This window comes from Streptomyces sp. SX-6, assembly GCF_059089585.1.
The window spans coordinates 22,385-39,193 of the sequence record NZ_JBTHHU010000001.1 but is presented as its reverse complement, the minus strand read 5'-3'; the positions used below and the strand labels follow the sequence as shown (position 1 = coordinate 39,193).

Sequence of the window (16,809 nt, the reverse complement as noted above, 5' to 3'; positions counted from 1 at the left end):
CACACGACCTCCCCTCCCCCTCCCCCCCCCCCCCCCCCCCCCGGGCCCTTTATGCGTGGTGCCGTGCGGCCGTCAGGCCGACTTGCGGGTGTCCCGCGGATGCACGGCGATGTTCATGGCGCCGGAGCGCAGAACGGCCAGCCTCTCGGCCAGCACCTCCTCCAACTCCTCGCGGGTGCGTCGCTCCATGAGCATGTCCCAGTGCGTGCGTGCGGGCTTGCCCTTCTTCTCCTCGGGACCGTCGCCGTCCACCAGGAGTGCCACGGCGCCGCACGCCTTGCACTCCCACTCCGGCGGAATTTCCGCCTCCACCGAGAACGGCATCTCAAATCGATGGCCGTTCGGGCATGCGTACTCCACCGCCTGGCGCGGGGCCAGGTCGATGCCGCGGTCGGTCTCGTAGCTGGTCACCACAAGTCGCGTGCCGCGGAGAGCTCGCTCACTCATGAATTCGTGCCTCCCGGGCTTGTCGCCCACAGGACAGGTGTCGCTGTCGTCGTCATCCGGTCAACGTCCGGTCGGCGGTGAAGATTCCCCGTAGGGGGACATGCGTCGCCCGTCGTGCCGCCCCTTGTTGTACCCATCAGCGCCCGGTTTGTCACATCTGACAACAGATGTCACCCTGCGTTTCCATGGCTTTAGCGCGCAGTAACGGTTCATCCAATGGGTCAAGGGCGTACACTACCGCGCTCGCTGTTTCAGTCGTGCACCGGGGCTGGTGTGAGTGCGGGGACCACGTGGTCGGGTGTGACGTTTTCGGCCGCCGCGGCGGGTGCCGCAAGGGGCTCGGAGGGTGCGAAGAGGCGCAGGAAGAACTGTGACAGCGGGCCGATCGTGACCGCGAAGAGCACCGTGCCCACGCCCACCGTGCCGCCCAGGGTGAATCCGGTCGCGAGGACCGCCACCTCGATGCACGTCCGCACCAGCCGCAGCGAGCGGCCCGTCCTGCGGTGCAGCCCGGTCATCAGGCCGTCGCGCGGGCCGGCGCCGAAGCGCGGGGAGATGTAGAGCCCGGTCGCCGCCCCGCACAGGACGATGCCGAAGAGCATCAGCGGCACCCGCACCCACAGCGAGCCGGGCGCCGGCACCACGCTCAGGGTCGCGTCCATGCCCAGCCCGATCAGCAGCACGTTGGAGACCGTGCCGAGCCCCGGACGCTGCCGCAGCGGAATCCACAGCGCCAGCACCAGCGCGCCGATGAGGATGCTGGCCGTGCCGATCGACAGGCCGGTGAGGCGCGCGACGCCCTGGTTGAGCACGTCCCACGGCGCGAGCCCGAGCCCGGCCCGCACCTGCAGCCCGCCGCTCACCCCGTACAGCGCCAGGCCGACGTAGAGCTGGACGAGACGGCGCGTGAGCCGCCGCCCTCCGGGCGCGAAACTGATCGGCACAGACCTCGACGCGGACATTTACCCCTCCCGGTACTGATGGCCGGTGGCACCGGAAGGTGGTGCGCGTGGCCTGTCGCATGGCAGTCTGTGGACTGGGACAACCCATGATCCATGGCCAATTCCAAAAAGGTGGACTGCAACGATGACTCAGTGGACCGCTTCCGTGGGGGCACAGCAGCTCGCTCGTCTTCTCGACGCGCAGTACGGGCGCGGCGCACGGTCCGCCGTGACGCCCATCGACGGCCGCCGGGTCCCGGCCTACCGCTCGCTCGCCGACCGCGTCCGGCTGCTCGTCCTCGAGGGCCGCGTACCGGTGGCGGCCCGGCTCCCCGCCGAGCGGGAGCTCGCCGCCGCCCTGGCCGTCAGCCGCACCACCGTGGCCTCCGCCTACGAGGCGCTGCGCGGCGAGGGCTTCCTCGAGTCCCGCCGCGGCGCGGGCAGTTGGACCGCCGTGCCCGCCGGCAGCCCGCTGCCCACGCGCGCGCTCGACCCGCTGCCGCCGGAGTCCCGCGGCTCGGTGATCGACCTCGGCTGCGCCGCGCTGACCGCCCCCGAACCCTGGCTCACCCGCGCCTTCCAGGGCGCCCTCGAGGAACTGCCGCCCTACGCGCACACCCACGGCGACTACCCCGCGGGCCTGCCCGTCCTGCGCCAGGCGCTGGCCGACCGCTACACCGCGCGCGGCATCCCGACCATGCCCGAGCAGATCATGGTCACCACCGGGGCGATGGGCGCCGTCGCCGCCATCTGCCGGCTGATGGCCGGGCGCGGCGAGCGCGTCGCGGTCGAGTCACCCTCGTACGCCAACGTCCTTCAGCTCATGCGCGAAGCCGGCGCCCGACTGGTACCGGTGGCGATGGCGGACCGGCTCGCCGGCTGGGACCTGCCCGCCTGGCGCCAGGTCCTGCGCGACGCCGCCCCCCGCCTCGCCTACGTCATCGCCGACTTCCACAACCCCACCGGCGCCCTCGCCCCCGAGGAGCAGCGGCGCGCCCTCGTCGAGGCGGCCCGGGCCCCCGGCACGGTGCTCGTCGCCGACGAGACCATGTCCGAGCTGCTGCTCGAGCCCGGCCTCGAACTGCCGCGCCCCGTCTGTGCCTTCGACCCCGCGGGCAGCACCGTCGTCACCGTGGGCTCGGCCAGCAAGTCCTTCTGGGCCGGGATGCGGATCGGCTGGGTACGCGCCGCCCCCGAGGTCATCCGCAGCCTTGTGGCGGCCCGTGCCTACGCCGACCTCGGCACCCCCGTGCTCGAACAGCTCGCGGTCGCCTGGCTGCTGACCACCGAAGGATGGGAATCCGCCCTGGCGATCCGGCGAGACGAGGTCCGCGAGAGCCGTGATGCTGTCGTGGCCGCACTCGGACGCCACCTGCCCGACTGGGAGTTCACCGTGCCACGCGGCGGCCTCACCCTGTGGGCACGCACCGGAGGGCTCTCCGGGTCGCGCATCGCCCAGGTCGGGGAGCAGCTGGGGGTACGCGTGCCGTCCGGTCCGCGCTTCGGGGTCGAGGGCGCCTTCGAGGGCTACGTCCGGCTGCCCTTCACCGTACGCGGGCCGGTCGCCGAGGAAGCCGCCGTACGGCTCGCCGAGGCCGCCCGCCTGGTGGCGGCCGGTGCCCCCGCCGCCGCCGAGAGCCCGCGCACGTACGTCGCCTGAGCCGCCCGCGGCCGGTGCCGCGGGCAGCAGCGCCAGCACGGCCTGCCGCTGGGCCTCGTCGGTCTCCTCGTCGTACGGGTCCGGGGTGGCCGGCACCTGGACGCGCAGGACGGGCCCGGTGCCCAGCCGCGCGTACCCCCGGCCCGGCGGCACGTCGTCGACCGGCGTGGTGAGCGGCGGCGCGCCGAGGGCCGCCGGCATGCGGTCGTGGCCGACCGCGCCGAGCACCACCCGGGCGCGGGTGTGGGTGTGCACGTGCTCGGCGAGCAGCCTCGCGGCGTCGGCGTCCTCGCCCACGGCGACCGTGACGTTCGCGGCCCGGCCGTGCCGCAGCGGCACCTGGAGCAGCTCCTGCGGGTCGGGCCGCCCCTCGCCCGCGGCGAGTTCGCCGAGGGCGGCGGGCCGGTCGACGACCACCCACAGCGGGCGCCGGACGTCCTCGGGCGCCGGGCCGCCGTCACGGCGGGCGTGGTTGGCGGCCATGAGCCGGCGCTGGGTCTCGTGGGAGGCCCACTCCAGGGCGGACAGGGCGCCGGTGAGCGAGGACTCGACGGCGAGCACGCCCTGACGGCCGGCGAGGAACGCGTACTGGCCCGTGCCGCTGCCGTCCACCACGACCACGTCGCCGTGGTGGAGGGCCTGCAGCGTGACGGAGCGCAGCAGCGTCGTGACACCGGAGGAGGACCTGCCGAGGACCAGCAGATGGGGCTCGGTGGAGCGCTGTCCGGTGCGCCACAGGACGGGCGGGACGTCGCGGTCCGGGCCGCCGCCGGTCACCGGCAGGGTCCGCTGCACCGCGCCGGCGTCGGTGAAGCCGAGCACGGTCTCCCCGGGGGCGGTCACGAAGCGCTGGGCCCAGATGTCGGTCGGCAGCGGGTCCAGCGCGCACAGGGCGAGCCGGCCCGCCTCCTCGTCCCAGTCGAACCGGTACTCCCGCCCCCGCCCGGCCTTGACCTGGAGCAGCCGCTCGATCCTGGTCCGGGACTCGGGCTCGCCGTCGGTGAAGTACGCGGGGTAGCGCAGCCGCAGCGCGGCCAGCCGCCCGTCGTCGTCGAAGACCGGCTCGTCGAACACCTGCGTCCAGTCGCCGCCGTGCGCGTAGAGCGGCTCCGGGTCCATGGGGGAGGAGAAGTACGGCACGAGGGCGTCGTACAGCGCCTGGAGGCGCGCGGCGTCCTCCTCCTCGCCGTGTGCCGGCCTGGCGGCGCGGTCCCGGCCCCGCCAGGCCCCGGCCGCCAGCAGGGCGGCCGCGGCGAGCGGCGGGCCGTAGGGGACGAGTGCCACGATGAGCACGCAGGAGGCCGCGAGCAGCAGGGCCGAGCCCCGGCGGTCCCGCGGCGTCCGGTCCCAGCCGCGCCGGGCGGCCCCGGCCAGGGAGCGCAGGCCTCGGGCGATGGTGAACAGAGGATGGAGCACATCCCGGGCGCTGTCGCCGACCGTGCCGGCCAGCTCGCGGCCGCGGTCGAGCGGAGCCCGCCCGTCAGGCGGGCGGTTGAGTCCTCGGCGGCCCACGTCGGCCTCCCGGTGTGGTGGACGGTGTCAGAAACGCAGCTCGCCCAGCAGCCCGGCGAGGCTCGCGCCGCCCGCCTTGATGCTGGGAGCGATGGCCGTGCCCGCGAGGTAGAAGCCGAAGAGCGCGCACACGAGCGCGTGGGACAACTTCAGGCCGTCCTTGCGGAAGAACAGGAACGCGATGACACCCAGCAGTACGACGCCGGAGATCGAAAGGATCATTGAGTTCTCCTGTAGTGAGGGTGGTCACCATGGGTGCTTCCAGCCTCACAGCAAGTGGCACATCGGCAAATCGGGGGCGGCGGCGTAAGAGTGACCGGTCGTTCAAATCACCTGAACGGCCCCGGCGTGGCCGGGCAGCGCACCGTCGTACATAGGGTGGTGCGGACACCCGTAGCGCGCCTGAACCGGAGGACCGAGAGATGTCCGAGCCGACCCCCGAGCCCGCCCACGACCCCGAGGTGCTCCAGCTCGCCGCCAAGGTCTTCGACCTGGCGCGACACGGTGACACCGACACCCTCGCCGCCTATGTGGACGCCGGGGTCCCGGTGAACCTCACCAACGACAAGGGGGACTCGCTCCTCCTCCTGGCCGCCTACCACGGGCACGCCGCGACGGTCACCGCCCTGCTCGAGCGCGACGCCGACGCGAACCGGCCCAACGACCGCGGGCAGACGGCACTGGCGGGCGCCGTCTTCAAGGGCGAGGCGGACGTGGTGCGCGCCCTGGTCGCGCACGGCGCGGACCCCGACGCCGGGACACCGTCAGCGCGCGAGACGGCGGCCATGTTCGGTCGCCAGGACCTGCTCGAGCTCCTCGGCGGCTGAGCGGAATCCGGCACCGCCGGACTCCGCCGTCTTGGCCGATCGCCGTTGCGGCGGACAAGGACTCGGGGGCTCCGCCCCCGGGCCTCCCGGCCGGGCAGCCACGGGGCCGCGCGGCGAAGACGCGCCGGACAAGCCCTAACCGTGCACCGAGGCCCGTACGGCCTCCACCGTGTCGGCCTCCGCCGCGCTCTTGTCCTCCCGGTACCGCACCACGCGCGCGAACCGCAGCGCGATGCCCGCCGGGTACCGGGAGGACCGCTGGAGTCCGTCGAAGGCGATCTCCACGACCAGCTCGGGCCGTACGGTCACCACCCACCCGTCGTCCTCGACGGCCAGCTCCCGCAGGCGCTCCGTCTGCCAGGCCAGCACCGCGTCCGTCAGGCCCTTGAACGTCTTGCCCAGCATCGCGAACGAGCCGTCCGGCAGCCGGGCCCCCAGGTGCAGGTTGGACAGCTTCCCCGTGCGCCGCCCGTGACCCCACTCGGCGGCCAGCACCACCAGGTCCACGGTGCGGACCGGCTTCACCTTCAGCCAGGACGCACCGCGCCGGCCCGCGCTGTACGGCGCGTCCAGTGCCTTGGCCACCACCCCCTCGTGGCCGCGCCGCAGCACCTCCGCGGCGAATGCCCGGGCCTCGGCGCGCGCCGAGGCGTCGGCCGGGTCCCCGACCACGACCCGGCGGACGCGCAGCGGCGCGGGCACCACCCGGGCCAGCTCCGCATGGCGCTCCGCGGTCGTCAGGTGTAGCAGCTCACGGCCGTCCACGGCCAGGATGTCGAAGAAGACCGGTGACAGCGGCAGCGCGGCACCCGCCTTCGCCGGCCCGGGCCGTGAACCGACCCTCCCGGCGATGTCCTGGAACGGGCGCGGCCGGCCCGTATCGTCCAGGGCGATCACCTCGCCGTCCAGCACGGCCGAGGCGACCGGCAGCTCCCCGGCCGCCGCGACCAGCTCGGGCAGCCGCCCGGTGATCTCGTCCAGGGTGCGGGTGAAGACCCGTACCTCCGCGCCGGACCGGTGCACCTGCACCCGGATCCCGTCCAGCTTCTCCTCCACCGCACACGGCCCGAGCCGGTCCAGCGCCTCGTCGACGTCCTTGGCGCTGTGGGCCAGCATCGGCAGCACCGGGCGCCCCACCTCCAGCCGGAACCCCGCCAGCGCCGCGGGCCCCTCCGACAGCAGCGTCCGGGCCACCGCGCCCAGCGAGCCGCCCAGCATCACCGCGCGCCGCACTTCCTCCGGCGCGGCGCCCGCGGCGGCCGCGAGCCCCTCGATGACGAGCGCGTCGAGCGCGCCCTGGCGCAGCTCGCCGCCGATCAGGCGCACGAGGAAGTGCTGCTCCCGCGCGGTGGCCCGCGCCAGCAGTTCCTCCACCCGGCGCCTGCGCTCGGCCTGCGCGCCCCGGCCCGCCACCGCCGCGATCCCGGTCAGCGCCTCGTCCACCTCCCGTACGGTCAGGGACGGCGCGTCCGCCGGGGCCGGGGCGTGCCGCAGCGTGCTCCAGCCCACCCCGGTCCTGCGCTGCGGCAGCCGCCCCGCCAGCCAGGTGACGACCACCGGTACCTCGTCCGGCTCCGCGTCCCCCAGCAGCCCGGCCAGCAGCGCGGTCTTCCGCGACCGCGCGCTCGTCGCGGCGACGGCCTCGGACACCCGGGCGGGCTCGGCCAGCAGCATGCCCTCCATCGTCCGACGGTGCCAGACGATGAAGACACGCGCAGCTCTCAGCCGCTGACCTGTACCGGGCGTTCCCGTGCCCGGCCCGCGCCGTCGCTGATCCTGATCAGCAGCGCGATCATCAGCCAGTTGGCCACCAGTGATGACCCGCCCTTGGCCAGGAACGGCAGGGCCTTGCCGGTCAGCGGGATGAGGCCCATGACGCCGCCGGCCACCACGAAGACCTGGAGTCCCAGCGCCGCCGCCATGCCGACCGCCAGCAGCTTGCCGAACGGGTCGCGCGAGCGCAGGCCCACGCTCAGCCCGCGCTGGACCAGCAGCGCGTACAGCAGCAGCACGGCCATCACCCCGGCGAGCCCCAGTTCCTCGCCGACCGTGGTGAGGATGAAGTCGCTGCGGCCCGCGAAGCCGATCAGCTCCGGGTGGCCGCGGCCCAGGCCCGTGCCCGTGACGCCGCCGCTGCCGAAGCTGAACAGCGCCTGCGCGGCCTGGTCGGAGATCAGCCCCGGGGGCCGCTGGCCCACCGGCAGGTAGATGTCGAACGGGTGCAGCCAGGCGACGATGCGCCCCTTGACGTGCGGCTCCATCGAGCCCACCGCGGCGGCGCCCACGACGGCCATCAGCAGGCCGCACACGACCCAGCTGGTGCGCTGCGTCGCCGCGTAGAGCATCACCACGAACAGCCCGAAGAAGATCAGCGAGGTGCCCAGGTCGCGCTCGAGGACCAGGACGAGCAGGCTGAGCACCCATACCGCGAGGATCGGCGCCAGCTGGCGTCCCGGGGGGAGCCGGGCGCCGAGCACCTTGCGGCCGGTGAGCGCGAGCGCGTCCCGGTGGGTGACCAGATAGCCCGCGAAGAAGATCGCGATCATGGTCTTCACGAACTCGCCGGGCTGGAACGACAGCGGCCCCAGGAAGATCCAGCGCTTGGCGCCGTAGGTGTCGCCGGGGAAGGCGGCGGGCGCCATCAGCAGCACCAGCGCCACGGCCATCGTCAGGTAGATGTAGCGCTGGAGCCGGCGGTGGTCCTTGAGCAGCATCAGCACACCGACGCAGACGGTGACGCCTATCACGGTCCACATCAGCTGGCCCGAGGCCGTCCCCGCGGAGTGGTAGCGCGCGCTGTAGGCGAAGTCGAGCCGGTACAGCAGCACCAGCCCGATCCCCGACAGCACGGTGGCCAGCGGCAGGATCAGCGGGTCGGCGTACGGGGCCCAGCGGCGCACCACCAGGTGCGGCACCAGGGCCAGGCACGCCATGCTGCCCGCGAACGAGGCCAGGCCGCCGGGTACGCGGCCGTCGACCGCGAGGCCGGTGTAGAGGTAGCCGAAGCAGCTGATCAGCACGGCGAAGCCGAGCATCACCGCCTCTCTCAGGCGGCGTCGGCGGGGCACGTCGGAGGGCACCCGCGAGGCGTCGTCCTCGCTGCTGCCCTCGACTCGTACGGGTTCCACGGTCACACCCGTCATGTTGATCGGCTCCGGCCGGGGAAAACCCGGGGTTTTCCAAGGTTTCGCCGTGACCGGGCGTACCCCGTCACATGCTCCGCATTCACTGTCTGCACGCCCCTAGCGTCACATATCCGCAATCCTTCGGGTCGTGGCCGGATACTGAGGGTTGCCGTGCGTCACGCCTCACGTGCGCAGCGCGATCGGCTTCCCGCACGGCACACCGCAGCATCCACCATGCAGGACGGAGAGTGGTTCATGAGCAAGCGCCAGAAGGGCCGCAGGCATCGCCGGGTCAACCGCACGCCGCGTCCCGTCGGCTCGCCCCGCCCGTACACCGCCCGCCCGGAGGCGCCGCCGGTGCGCCCCGGCCTCGGCCGCCACACGGTGCGCACCTGGGAGGGGCTGCGCTCCCGCGGCGCCGGGGGCGCGTCCGTCGACGAGCTGTGCGAGGCGGTGGGCTACCAGCCGCGTACGGTCCTCAAGCACATGAGCGGGCTGGCCGAGCACGGACTGGCCCGGCAGAGCGGCGACCGCTGGTACGCCATGGGAGGTGACCGGCTCGTCGGCGCCTGACCTCCCGTCATGCCCCGCCCGGCTTGCGGGGGTTTGCCGAGGGCGGAAGCGGAGTCCGTTCATCCGGGCGGGTGAATGCCGCTCGGCTCGCGGCGCACCGGTGCCGGGCGGGTTCTACTGTCGCCCGCATGCCCGACATGGATGAGATCATCGGACGGATCCGCCGTGACATGGACAGCCAGCTGCGCAAGCGGGCGCGTCGCGCACTCGCCGACGACGACCGGGCGGGCTGGTCCGCCACAGGGAGCGGCCCCGCCCCGGGCGACGGTCCGCCCGGGTCCGGGGCCGCCTGCCCTGTCGCGGCAGGGTCTGCCGAGGCCGAGGACGGGTGAGGCTCTAGCGACGTGCCTTGCTCATCCCCAGCCCGGCCAGGGCGAGGGCGACCAGACACGCGACGGCGCCCACGACGACATTGCTGATTTCGGCACGCAGTGCGAAGGTGTGCCCGGCCGTGATCCACGGCGAGACGATCGTCCAGACGCCGATGCCGAGAGCGGCCCAGCTCATGGCGTGGGTTCGCTCGTATGCGTGCCCGAAGCCGCCGACCAGGCAGGCATAGGCGACACCGGTGATCAGGTTGGTGACGGCCAGGGTGGACGAGCCGCTGAAGCCCACGATCCAGGGCGAGGCGGCCAAGTAGACGCCGCACAGGACTGCGAGGGCCTCGACGGCCTGGGCGGCGGGAGTCGCCGTCGTCTCCTCGGAGTGAGCGCGGAGCTCCATGATGTCCGGGTGCTGGTCGATCCGGGGTGACGTAGGGGCGGTCACGTCAGCCACCTTCTTTCCGGGCTTTCCAGAAGCGGTTTGACCTGGTTGCATTTTAACCCAATTGAGCGTGAATTCACCTGAATAGCGGGCGAATGGTCCGATCTGATGACGTCCGGGTGAACGCCGCGTACCGGCCGGATGGCCGGGGAAGTCTCAAGAGGGGCACAGGGTCGACCGAGCCCCTGCGACATCCGGCACATCAGGGGGAGGAGCCACGTCATGGAAGATCCCGAAGGACAGGACGAGCGCCCGCGACCGTGTGCGACGGGGCGGGGAGAGACGCCGGAGGCCTCCGGCGCCGGCTTCCCGGCCCGCCGCGCGGGGACGTCCGGCGACACCGCCGTACCCGACGAGGAGGACGCGGAGCCGCACATCGTCCGCGGCATCGACTGAGCGGCATCGACAGAGCGGCGTCGACTGAGCGGGCGCGGCCAACGCTCACGGGACGTTTCCCGGGCGGACAGATCCACGTGGCCCGCTCCACGCGCGGGCTATGGACAACGTCCCTATGCGTGTCGCCATCATCACCGAATCGTTTCCGCCCGACGTCAACGGCGTTGCCCACTGCGCCTGGCAGACCGCCTGCCACCTGGTGCGACGCGGCCATGAACCACTGGTCGTGACCCCCGCCCGCCCGGGCATGCCCTGCGACGGGCAGGAGGCCCGCCACGCGGTCACCGGTGCCGGACCCTGTCCCGTCGTCCGCGTGCCCTCGCTGCCCCTGCCCGGCTATCCGCAGGTCCGGATCGCCCTGCCGGGCCGCCGGCTGGCCGCGGTGCTGGCCGGTCACCGCCCCGACGTCGTCCACCTGGCGAGCCCGTTCGTGCTCGGGGCCCGCGGCATGACGGCCGCCGTGCGGCTCGGCGTGCCCGCCGTGGCCGTCTACCAGACCGACATCGCCGCCTACGCCCGTGTGTACCTGGGCGTCGGGGAGAACATCGCCTGGCGCCGGATCAGGGCCGTGCACCGCGCCGCCGACCGCACCCTCGCGCCCTCCTCCTCGGCCGCCCGTGACCTGGCCGCGCACGGCGTGCCCCGGGTGCGGCTGTGGCCGCGCGGCGTGGACTCCGAGCGCTTCCACCCCTGCCGGCGCGACCTGGAGCTGCGCCGGGCCCTGGCGCCGGCCGGGGAGATGATCGTCGGGTACGTGGGCCGGCTCGCCCCGGAGAAGCGGGTGGACCTGCTGGCGCCCGTCTGCGCGCTGCCGGGCGTGCGCGTGGTCGTCGTGGGCGACGGCCCGCACGCCGCCGCCCTGCGGACGGTCCTGCCGGGCGCGCGGTTCCTCGGCTGCCGCACGGGCGACGACCTCGCCAGGATCTTCGCCTCGCTCGACGTCTTCGTCCACACGGGACCGCTGGAGACGTTCTGTCAGACCGTGCAGGAGGCACAGGCCAGCGGCGTGCCCGTGATCGCGCCCGCCGCCGGTGGCCCGCTCGACCTCGTCGAGCACACCCGCACCGGGCTGCTCGTACGGCCGTGCGACGCCGAGGCGTTGCGCGACGCGGTGCTGACGCTGGAGTCCGGGCGCCGGCAGCGGGCCGAGTACGGGCGGGCCGGGCGCGCCTCCGTACTCGGCCGCAGCTGGTCGGCGGTCGGTGACCGGCTGCTGGACCACTACCGCGAGGTCCTGGACCAGCGCTGCACCTGGGGTGCCGCGGCGTGATCAGGAGGCGAGCAGCCGGTGCAGGGATGCCTTGAGGTTCGCGGCGAAGGCGTCGCGGGCCTCGGGGGCGAGGAGGTCCAGCGACAGATACGGGTTGAGGTCCTCCAGCTCGACGAGGAGGAGGCCGCCCTCCGGCGTGCGGCAGGCGTCCACGCGCTGGATGCCGTGCCCGATGCCGTTCCAGTCGACGAAGCGCTGGGCGAAGGCCAGGTCGTCCGCGGTGGGTTCGTACGTCTCCAGCTCCCACCGCCGGTCGGGGCGGGGCGCGTGGAGTGCGTACTGGAAGTCCTGGTCGATGAAGTAGAACGAGACCTCGTAGCGGAAGCGGATGCGCGGCTGGACGAGGATGCCGCCGTACTCCAGGTCCGCCAGCCGGTCACGCTTCACGAACTCCAGGCCTATGGAGTCCGCTCCGAGCCTGGGCTTGACCACGTACTCGTCGGCCTCGGGCAGGCGGTCCGTGTCCTCGGCGCGGTCGACGGTCGGGATGACCGGGTACCCCGCGGCGGTCAGGTCGAGGAGGTACTGCTTGCCCCGCATGTCGGCCTTGCCGGACAGCTGGTTGTAGACGCGCGTGCCGCGCTCGGCCGCCCGCTCGCGGAAGGCGTCGTACGCGGCCTGATACCCCAGCACCGGACCGCTGTTGCGGACCACGACCGCGTCGAAGGAGTCCATCAGCGCGACCGCGTCCAGCGGATGGCACAGGGCGATGTCGAACTCCTCGCGGAGCCGGGACGACAGGAAGATGTCCTCGTCGCAGTACCGGCGCCCCCGCGCCTGGTAGGCGAGGTCGGTGACATACAGGATGCGAGGCTGGGCAGCGGGCACGGTTCCCCCCGTTTTTGATCGACGTGCCCGTTCAACCTACAGGCAGCGCCGCGCGAGGCGACAATGGCGGCATGACGGGACGCTGGGAGTTCTGGGTGGACCGCGGCGGCACGTTCACCGACGTGGTGGGCAAACGGCCGGACGGACGGCTCGTCACCCACAAGCTGCTCTCGCACGACCCCGGCCGCCGCCGCGACGCGGCCGTCGCCGGAATCCGGCTCGCCCTCGGTCTCGCCGACGGCGATCCCCTCCCCGCCGAACGGATCGCCGTCGTCAAGATGGGGACGACCGTCGCCACCAATGCCCTCCTCGAGCGCACCGGCGAGCCCACGGTCCTCGTGGTCACCGAGGGGTTCCGCGACGCCCTGCGCATCGCCTACCAGAACCGCCCCCGCCTCTTCGACCGTCACATCGTGCTGCCCGAGGCGCTCTACGGCCGGGTCGTCGAGGTCCCCGAACGCACCGACGCCCACGGCGAAGTCGTACGGGCCCCGGACCTGACCGCCGCGGCCGGGGCGCTCGCGGCGGCCCGCCGCGACGGCTTCCGCAGCGCCGCGATCGTCTTCCTGCACGGATACCGCCACCCCGCGCACGAGCAGGCCGTCGCCCGGCTCGCCCGCGACCTCGGCTTCACCCAGGTCAGCTGCTCCCACGAGGTGAGCCCGCTGATGAAGCTCGTGCCCCGTGGCGACACCACCGTCGTGGACGCCTACCTCTCGCCGATCCTGCGCCGCTACGTCGACGAGGTCGCCCGCGAACTCCGGGGCGTGCGGCTGATGTTCATGCAGTCCAACGGAGGGCTGCGGGAAGCGGCGCACTTCCGGGGGAAGGACGCCGTGCTGTCGGGCCCGGCCGGCGGCGTCGTCGGCATGGCGCGGTCCTCCGCCGAGGCCGGGCACGAGCGTGTCATCGGCTTCGACATGGGCGGCACCTCCACCGATGTGTCGCACTACGCCGGGGAGTTCGAGCGGGTCTTCGGCACCGAGGTCGCCGGTGTGCGGATGCGCGCCCCGATGACGGACATCCACACCGTGGCGGCGGGCGGCGGATCCGTCCTGCACTTCGACGGGCGCCGCTACCGCGTCGGCCCCGACTCGGCCGGTGCCGTGCCCGGCCCCGCCTGCTACCGGCGCGGCGGACCGCTGACCGTCACCGACGCGAACGTGATGCTCGGCCGGGTGCAGCCGGACCACTTCCCCGCCGTCTTCGGGCCGGACGGGAACCAGCCCCTCGACGTACGCACCGTCCGCGAACGGTTCGCGCGACTCGCCGAGGAGACCGCCGCCGCGGGCGACAAGCGCGGCCCCGAGGAGGTCGCGGCCGGCTTCCTCGGCATCGCCGTCCTCAACATGGCCAACGCCGTCCGCAAGGTCTCCGTGCAGCGCGGCCACGACGTCACCCGCTACGCGCTCACCAGCTTCGGCGGAGCCGGCGGCCAGCACGCCTGCGCGGTCGCCGACGCCCTCGGCATCACCACCGTGCTCGTGCCCCCGCTCGCCGGCGTGCTGTCCGCGTACGGCATCGGGGTCGCCGACGCCACCGCCATGCGCGAACAGGCCGTCGAGGCCGAGCTGGACGAGCGGTCCGTCACCCGCATCCGCGAGGAATGCGCACGCCTCGCGGACCGCACCCGCGAGGAACTCCTCGCGGACGGCATCCCCGAGGAGACCGTCACCACCACCGCCCGGGTGCACCTGCGCTACGCCGGAACCGACGCCGCCATCCCCGTGCCCCTCGCCGGCGCCGCCGCGATGGCCGGGGAGTTCGCCCGGATCCACCGCGCCCGCTACGCCTTCACCATGGACAAGCCGCTGGTCGCCGAGGCGGTGTCCGTCGAGGCCACCGGCTCCGCGGGCGAGCCGCGCCCCGCCGGCCCGCCGCCCCCGCCACGGCAGGGCGAGCCCCAACCCGCCGAGACTGTACGGATGTTCAGTGCGGGGGAGTGGCGGGACACCCCGCTGTACGAGCGCACCGATCTGCGCCCGCAGGACGTCGTCACCGGGCCCGCGATCGTCGCCGAGGCCGATGCCACCGCCGTCGTCGACCCCGGCTGGCAGCTCACCGTGGGCCCGCGCGGACACCTCGTGCTCACCCGCGTCCGCCCGCGCCCCCGTACCTCCGCCGTCGGCACCGGCGTCGACCCGGTGATGCTCGAGGTCTTCAACAGCCTCTTCATGGCGATCGCCGAACAGATGGGCCTGCGCCTGGAGAACACCGCGCACTCCGTCAACATCAAGGAGCGGCTCGACTTCTCCTGCGCCCTCTTCGACGCGGACGGCAACCTCATCGCCAACGCCCCGCACATTCCCGTGCACCTGGGCTCGATGGGGGAGTCCATCAAGGAAGTGCTGCGGCGCAACGCCGGAACGATGCGCCCCGGCGACGCGTACGCCATCAACGACCCCTACCACGGCGGAACCCACCTCCCCGACATCACCGTCGTCACCCCCGTCTTCGACGAGCGGGGCGAGCAACTGCTCTTCCTGGTCGCCTCGCGCGGCCACCACGCCGAGATCGGCGGGATCACCCCCGGCTCCATGCCCGCCTTCAGCCGCACGATCCACGAGGAGGGCGTCCTCTTCGACAACTGGCTCCTGGTGCGCGACGGCAGACTGCGCGAGCAGGAGACGTACGAGCTGCTGACCACCGGCCCCCACCCCTCCCGCGCCCCCGGCACCAATCTCGCCGACCTGCGCGCCCAGATCGCCGCCAACGAGAAGGGGATCCGTGAACTGCGGCGCATGACCGGCGAGTTCGGCCTCGATGTCGTGCAGGCGTACATGCGGCACGTGCAGGACAACGCGGAGGAATCCGTGCGCCGCATCGTCGCCGGGCTCCGCGACGGCTCGTACCGCTACGAGACGGACAGCGGCGCGGTCATCGAGGTCGCCGTCACCGTCGACCACGGCACCCGCGGGGCCGTCATCGACTTCGCCGGTACGTCGCCCCAGCGCGAGGACAACACGAACGCGCCCAGCTCCGTGGTCATGGCGGCGGTGCTGTACGTCTTCCGTACGCTCGTCGCCGAGGACATCCCGCTCAACAGCGGTTGTCTCAAGCCCCTCGAGGTGCGCATCCCCGAAGGGTCCATGCTCGCCCCCGTCCACCCGGCCGCCACCGTCGCGGGCAACGTCGAGACCTCGCAGGCCGTCACGGGCGCGCTCTACGCGGCACTCGGCGTCCAGGCCGAGGGCTCCGGGACGATGAACAACGTCACCTTCGGCAACGACCGCGTGCAGTACTACGAGACCGTGGCGAGCGGCTCCGGCGCGGGCGACGGCTTCGACGGGACGGACGCGGTGCAGACCCACATGACCAACTCCCGGCTGACCGACCCCGAAGTGCTCGAGTGGCGCTGCCCGGTGCGCGTCGAGAGCTTCGCCGTACGGCACGGCAGCGGCGGGCGCGGCCGGTGGCACGGAGGCTGCGGCGTCGTCCGCCGCATCCGCTTCCTGGAACCCATGACGGTCGCCCTCCTCACCGGCCACCGCCGGGTGCCTCCGTACGGGATGGCGGGCGGTGAACCCGGGGCGCTGGGCGTCAACACGGTGGAGCGCGCGGACGGTTGCGTGGTAGCGCTGGACGGCTGCGACGTCGCGGAGGTGGGTGTGGGGGACGTGCTGGTCATACGGACTCCGGGCGGCGGAGGGTACGGGCGGCCGTAGGGTTCGTGCTTACGCGGGACAGCGGAGGTCAACTGTGGGCTGCCATCGCGTCGGTGATGAGTCTCTGAGCAACGTTCAGACAGGCGGTGAGTTCCGCTTCGGCGCGGTCGTGCCTGCCGTTCGCCAGCAACTGCTCGAGCGCGCGGTTGCGGATCAGGAACGGTTCGTGGAAGCGGCGCGGCGAGGGCATCGTATGGAAGGCCAGGCGCAGTTCGGCCAGCAGCCGGTCCATGGCCGCGTCGATGCGCGGGCTCCGGGCGAGAGCGGCGAGGGCGCGGTGGAAGCGCAGGTCCGCCGAGGCGACCTCCCGCCAGTCGCCGTCGTCGGCCGCCCACTCCGCCTCGGACACGGCCGCCGTGACCGCCTCCAGCAGCGGAGCCGGGGCACCGGCCGCGGCCCGTACGCCCGCGGTCTCCAGGGCGCCCCGTATGCGGTAGATGTCCGCGACGTCGTCCGGCCCCAGGACGCGGACGAAGACCCCGCGGTTGAGCCGGTGTTCGACCAGGCCGTCGTGGACGAGGAGGCGGAAGGCCTCGCGCAGCGTGTTGCGCGAGACGTCGAGCTCGCTGCCGAGCGCCTCTTCGGGCAGCCGGGTGCCGGGCGGCAGGCCGCCGCTCTCGATGCGGTCGCGGAGTACCGCGGCGATGCGCTGCGCGGTGGATCGGGCCATGGCGTCTCCAGGAGGGGAACGCGGCAGAGCGCCGGTCCGAGGATTGTTGAACAAAACCTCGGCCCGGCGCAAGGCCTTCCGGAGTACGGCGAGTTGGGGCGGTCCGGTCAGCCGGTCGCGCTAAAGGAAG

The 16,809-nt window shown here is 73.3% G+C and carries 15 protein-coding genes and 1 pseudogene; 7 read left to right on the top strand and 9 right to left on the bottom strand.

Features of this window, described 5'->3' with window-relative positions:
* Positions 1-72: 72 nt before the first annotated feature.
* Both ACV530_RS00160 and yczE read right to left on the bottom strand, forming a co-directional pair.
* The gene (locus ACV530_RS00160) at positions 73-447 is read right to left on the bottom strand and encodes an RNA polymerase-binding protein RbpA (RefSeq protein WP_004948858.1); all 375 of its coding nucleotides are present in this window, start codon (positions 445-447) and stop codon (positions 73-75) included.
* 251 nt (positions 448-698) lie between these two features.
* Positions 699-1,409 carry a membrane protein YczE gene (yczE, locus tag ACV530_RS00155; RefSeq protein WP_494330083.1) on the bottom strand — a complete coding sequence of 237 codons (711 nt, stop codon included), beginning with the start codon at positions 1,407-1,409 and terminating at the stop codon, positions 699-701.
* Between the two features lie 124 nt (positions 1,410-1,533).
* Here yczE and ACV530_RS00150 point away from each other — a divergent pair, with 124 nt between their 5' ends.
* Entirely contained in the window at positions 1,534-3,048 is a 1,515-nt protein-coding gene (locus ACV530_RS00150; protein WP_494330082.1) for an SCO1417 family PLP biosynthesis transcription factor, read from the top strand.
* Here the strand turns inward: ACV530_RS00150 and ACV530_RS00145 are convergent.
* Both ACV530_RS00145 and ACV530_RS00140 read right to left on the bottom strand, forming a co-directional pair.
* Positions 3,025-4,560, bottom strand: a pseudogene (locus ACV530_RS00145) (P-loop NTPase family protein); the annotation flags it as partial. The gene ACV530_RS00150 and the pseudogene ACV530_RS00145 sit on opposite strands and share 24 nt — an antisense overlap.
* A 27-nt stretch (positions 4,561-4,587) precedes the next feature.
* A complete protein-coding gene (locus ACV530_RS00140; protein WP_494330081.1) occupies positions 4,588-4,782 on the bottom strand; it encodes a hypothetical protein in 195 nt (64 codons plus the stop codon).
* A gap of 200 nt (positions 4,783-4,982) precedes the next feature.
* Here ACV530_RS00140 and ACV530_RS00135 point away from each other — a divergent pair, with 200 nt between their 5' ends.
* Complete coding sequence (locus ACV530_RS00135; protein WP_494330080.1) at positions 4,983-5,387, top strand: ankyrin repeat domain-containing protein; 405 nt, start codon at positions 4,983-4,985, stop codon at positions 5,385-5,387.
* Between the two features lie 135 nt (positions 5,388-5,522).
* Here ACV530_RS00135 and ACV530_RS00130 read toward each other — a convergent pair whose 3' ends face one another.
* Together ACV530_RS00130 and ACV530_RS00125 are read right to left on the bottom strand one after the other, a co-directional pair.
* Positions 5,523-7,061, bottom strand: a complete 1,539-nt coding sequence (locus tag ACV530_RS00130; RefSeq protein WP_494330522.1) for an ATP-dependent DNA ligase — start codon at positions 7,059-7,061, stop codon at positions 5,523-5,525.
* Positions 7,062-7,108: 47 nt separating this feature from the next.
* Positions 7,109-8,422 carry an FtsW/RodA/SpoVE family cell cycle protein gene (locus tag ACV530_RS00125; RefSeq protein WP_494330521.1) on the bottom strand — a complete coding sequence of 438 codons (1,314 nt, stop codon included), beginning with the start codon at positions 8,420-8,422 and terminating at the stop codon, positions 7,109-7,111.
* A gap of 345 nt (positions 8,423-8,767) precedes the next feature.
* Here ACV530_RS00125 and ACV530_RS00120 point away from each other — a divergent pair, with 345 nt between their 5' ends.
* Entirely contained in the window at positions 8,768-9,085 is a 318-nt protein-coding gene (locus ACV530_RS00120; RefSeq protein ID WP_494330079.1) for a hypothetical protein, read from the top strand.
* 128 nt (positions 9,086-9,213) lie between these two features.
* Entirely contained in the window at positions 9,214-9,417 is a 204-nt protein-coding gene (locus ACV530_RS00115; protein WP_494330078.1) for a hypothetical protein, read from the top strand.
* A 4-nt stretch (positions 9,418-9,421) separates the two neighbouring features.
* On the opposite strand, the gene ACV530_RS00110 is transcribed toward ACV530_RS00115, so the two are convergent.
* Positions 9,422-9,853 (bottom strand): SPW repeat protein, encoded by a 432-nt coding sequence (locus tag ACV530_RS00110; RefSeq protein WP_494330077.1) that lies wholly within the window; start codon positions 9,851-9,853, stop codon positions 9,422-9,424.
* 219 nt (positions 9,854-10,072) lie between these two features.
* Here ACV530_RS00110 and ACV530_RS00105 point away from each other — a divergent pair, with 219 nt between their 5' ends.
* The gene (locus tag ACV530_RS00105; protein WP_494330076.1) at positions 10,073-10,246 is read left to right on the top strand and encodes a hypothetical protein; all 174 of its coding nucleotides are present in this window, start codon (positions 10,073-10,075) and stop codon (positions 10,244-10,246) included.
* Positions 10,247-10,361: 115 nt separating this feature from the next.
* Positions 10,362-11,516, top strand: coding sequence for a glycosyltransferase family 4 protein (locus ACV530_RS00100; RefSeq protein ID WP_494330075.1), 1,155 nt, complete (start codon positions 10,362-10,364; stop codon positions 11,514-11,516).
* On the opposite strand, the gene ACV530_RS00095 is transcribed toward ACV530_RS00100, so the two are convergent.
* Positions 11,517-12,344 carry an ATP-grasp domain-containing protein gene (locus tag ACV530_RS00095; protein ID WP_494330074.1) on the bottom strand — a complete coding sequence of 276 codons (828 nt, stop codon included), beginning with the start codon at positions 12,342-12,344 and terminating at the stop codon, positions 11,517-11,519.
* 71 nt (positions 12,345-12,415) lie between these two features.
* Here ACV530_RS00095 and ACV530_RS00090 point away from each other — a divergent pair, with 71 nt between their 5' ends.
* Positions 12,416-16,009 carry a hydantoinase B/oxoprolinase family protein gene (locus ACV530_RS00090; RefSeq protein ID WP_494330073.1) on the top strand — a complete coding sequence of 1,198 codons (3,594 nt, stop codon included), beginning with the start codon at positions 12,416-12,418 and terminating at the stop codon, positions 16,007-16,009.
* 28 nt (positions 16,010-16,037) lie between these two features.
* Here ACV530_RS00090 and ACV530_RS00085 read toward each other — a convergent pair whose 3' ends face one another.
* Positions 16,038-16,679 (bottom strand): GntR family transcriptional regulator, encoded by a 642-nt coding sequence (locus ACV530_RS00085; protein ID WP_494330072.1) that lies wholly within the window; start codon positions 16,677-16,679, stop codon positions 16,038-16,040.
* Positions 16,680-16,809 lie beyond the last annotated feature (130 nt).

Coding starts and splice junctions, on each gene's coding strand:
- ACV530_RS00090 (WP_494330073.1), top strand. CDS start 12,416: ATGACGGGACGCTGGGAGTTCTGGGTGGACCGCGGCGGCACGTTCACC.
- ACV530_RS00130 (WP_494330522.1), bottom strand. CDS start 7,061: ATGCTGCTGGCCGAGCCCGCCCGGGTGTCCGAGGCCGTCGCCGCGACG.
- ACV530_RS00105 (WP_494330076.1), top strand. CDS start 10,073: ATGGAAGATCCCGAAGGACAGGACGAGCGCCCGCGACCGTGTGCGACG.
- ACV530_RS00115 (WP_494330078.1), top strand. CDS start 9,214: ATGCCCGACATGGATGAGATCATCGGACGGATCCGCCGTGACATGGAC.
- ACV530_RS00140 (WP_494330081.1), bottom strand. CDS start 4,782: ATGATCCTTTCGATCTCCGGCGTCGTACTGCTGGGTGTCATCGCGTTC.
- ACV530_RS00120 (WP_494330079.1), top strand. CDS start 8,768: ATGAGCAAGCGCCAGAAGGGCCGCAGGCATCGCCGGGTCAACCGCACG.
- ACV530_RS00160 (WP_004948858.1), bottom strand. CDS start 447: ATGAGTGAGCGAGCTCTCCGCGGCACGCGACTTGTGGTGACCAGCTAC.
- ACV530_RS00100 (WP_494330075.1), top strand. CDS start 10,362: ATGCGTGTCGCCATCATCACCGAATCGTTTCCGCCCGACGTCAACGGC.
- yczE (WP_494330083.1), bottom strand. CDS start 1,409: ATGTCCGCGTCGAGGTCTGTGCCGATCAGTTTCGCGCCCGGAGGGCGG.
- ACV530_RS00085 (WP_494330072.1), bottom strand. CDS start 16,679: ATGGCCCGATCCACCGCGCAGCGCATCGCCGCGGTACTCCGCGACCGC.
- ACV530_RS00125 (WP_494330521.1), bottom strand. CDS start 8,422: ATGCTCGGCTTCGCCGTGCTGATCAGCTGCTTCGGCTACCTCTACACC.
- ACV530_RS00150 (WP_494330082.1), top strand. CDS start 1,534: ATGACTCAGTGGACCGCTTCCGTGGGGGCACAGCAGCTCGCTCGTCTT.
- ACV530_RS00135 (WP_494330080.1), top strand. CDS start 4,983: ATGTCCGAGCCGACCCCCGAGCCCGCCCACGACCCCGAGGTGCTCCAG.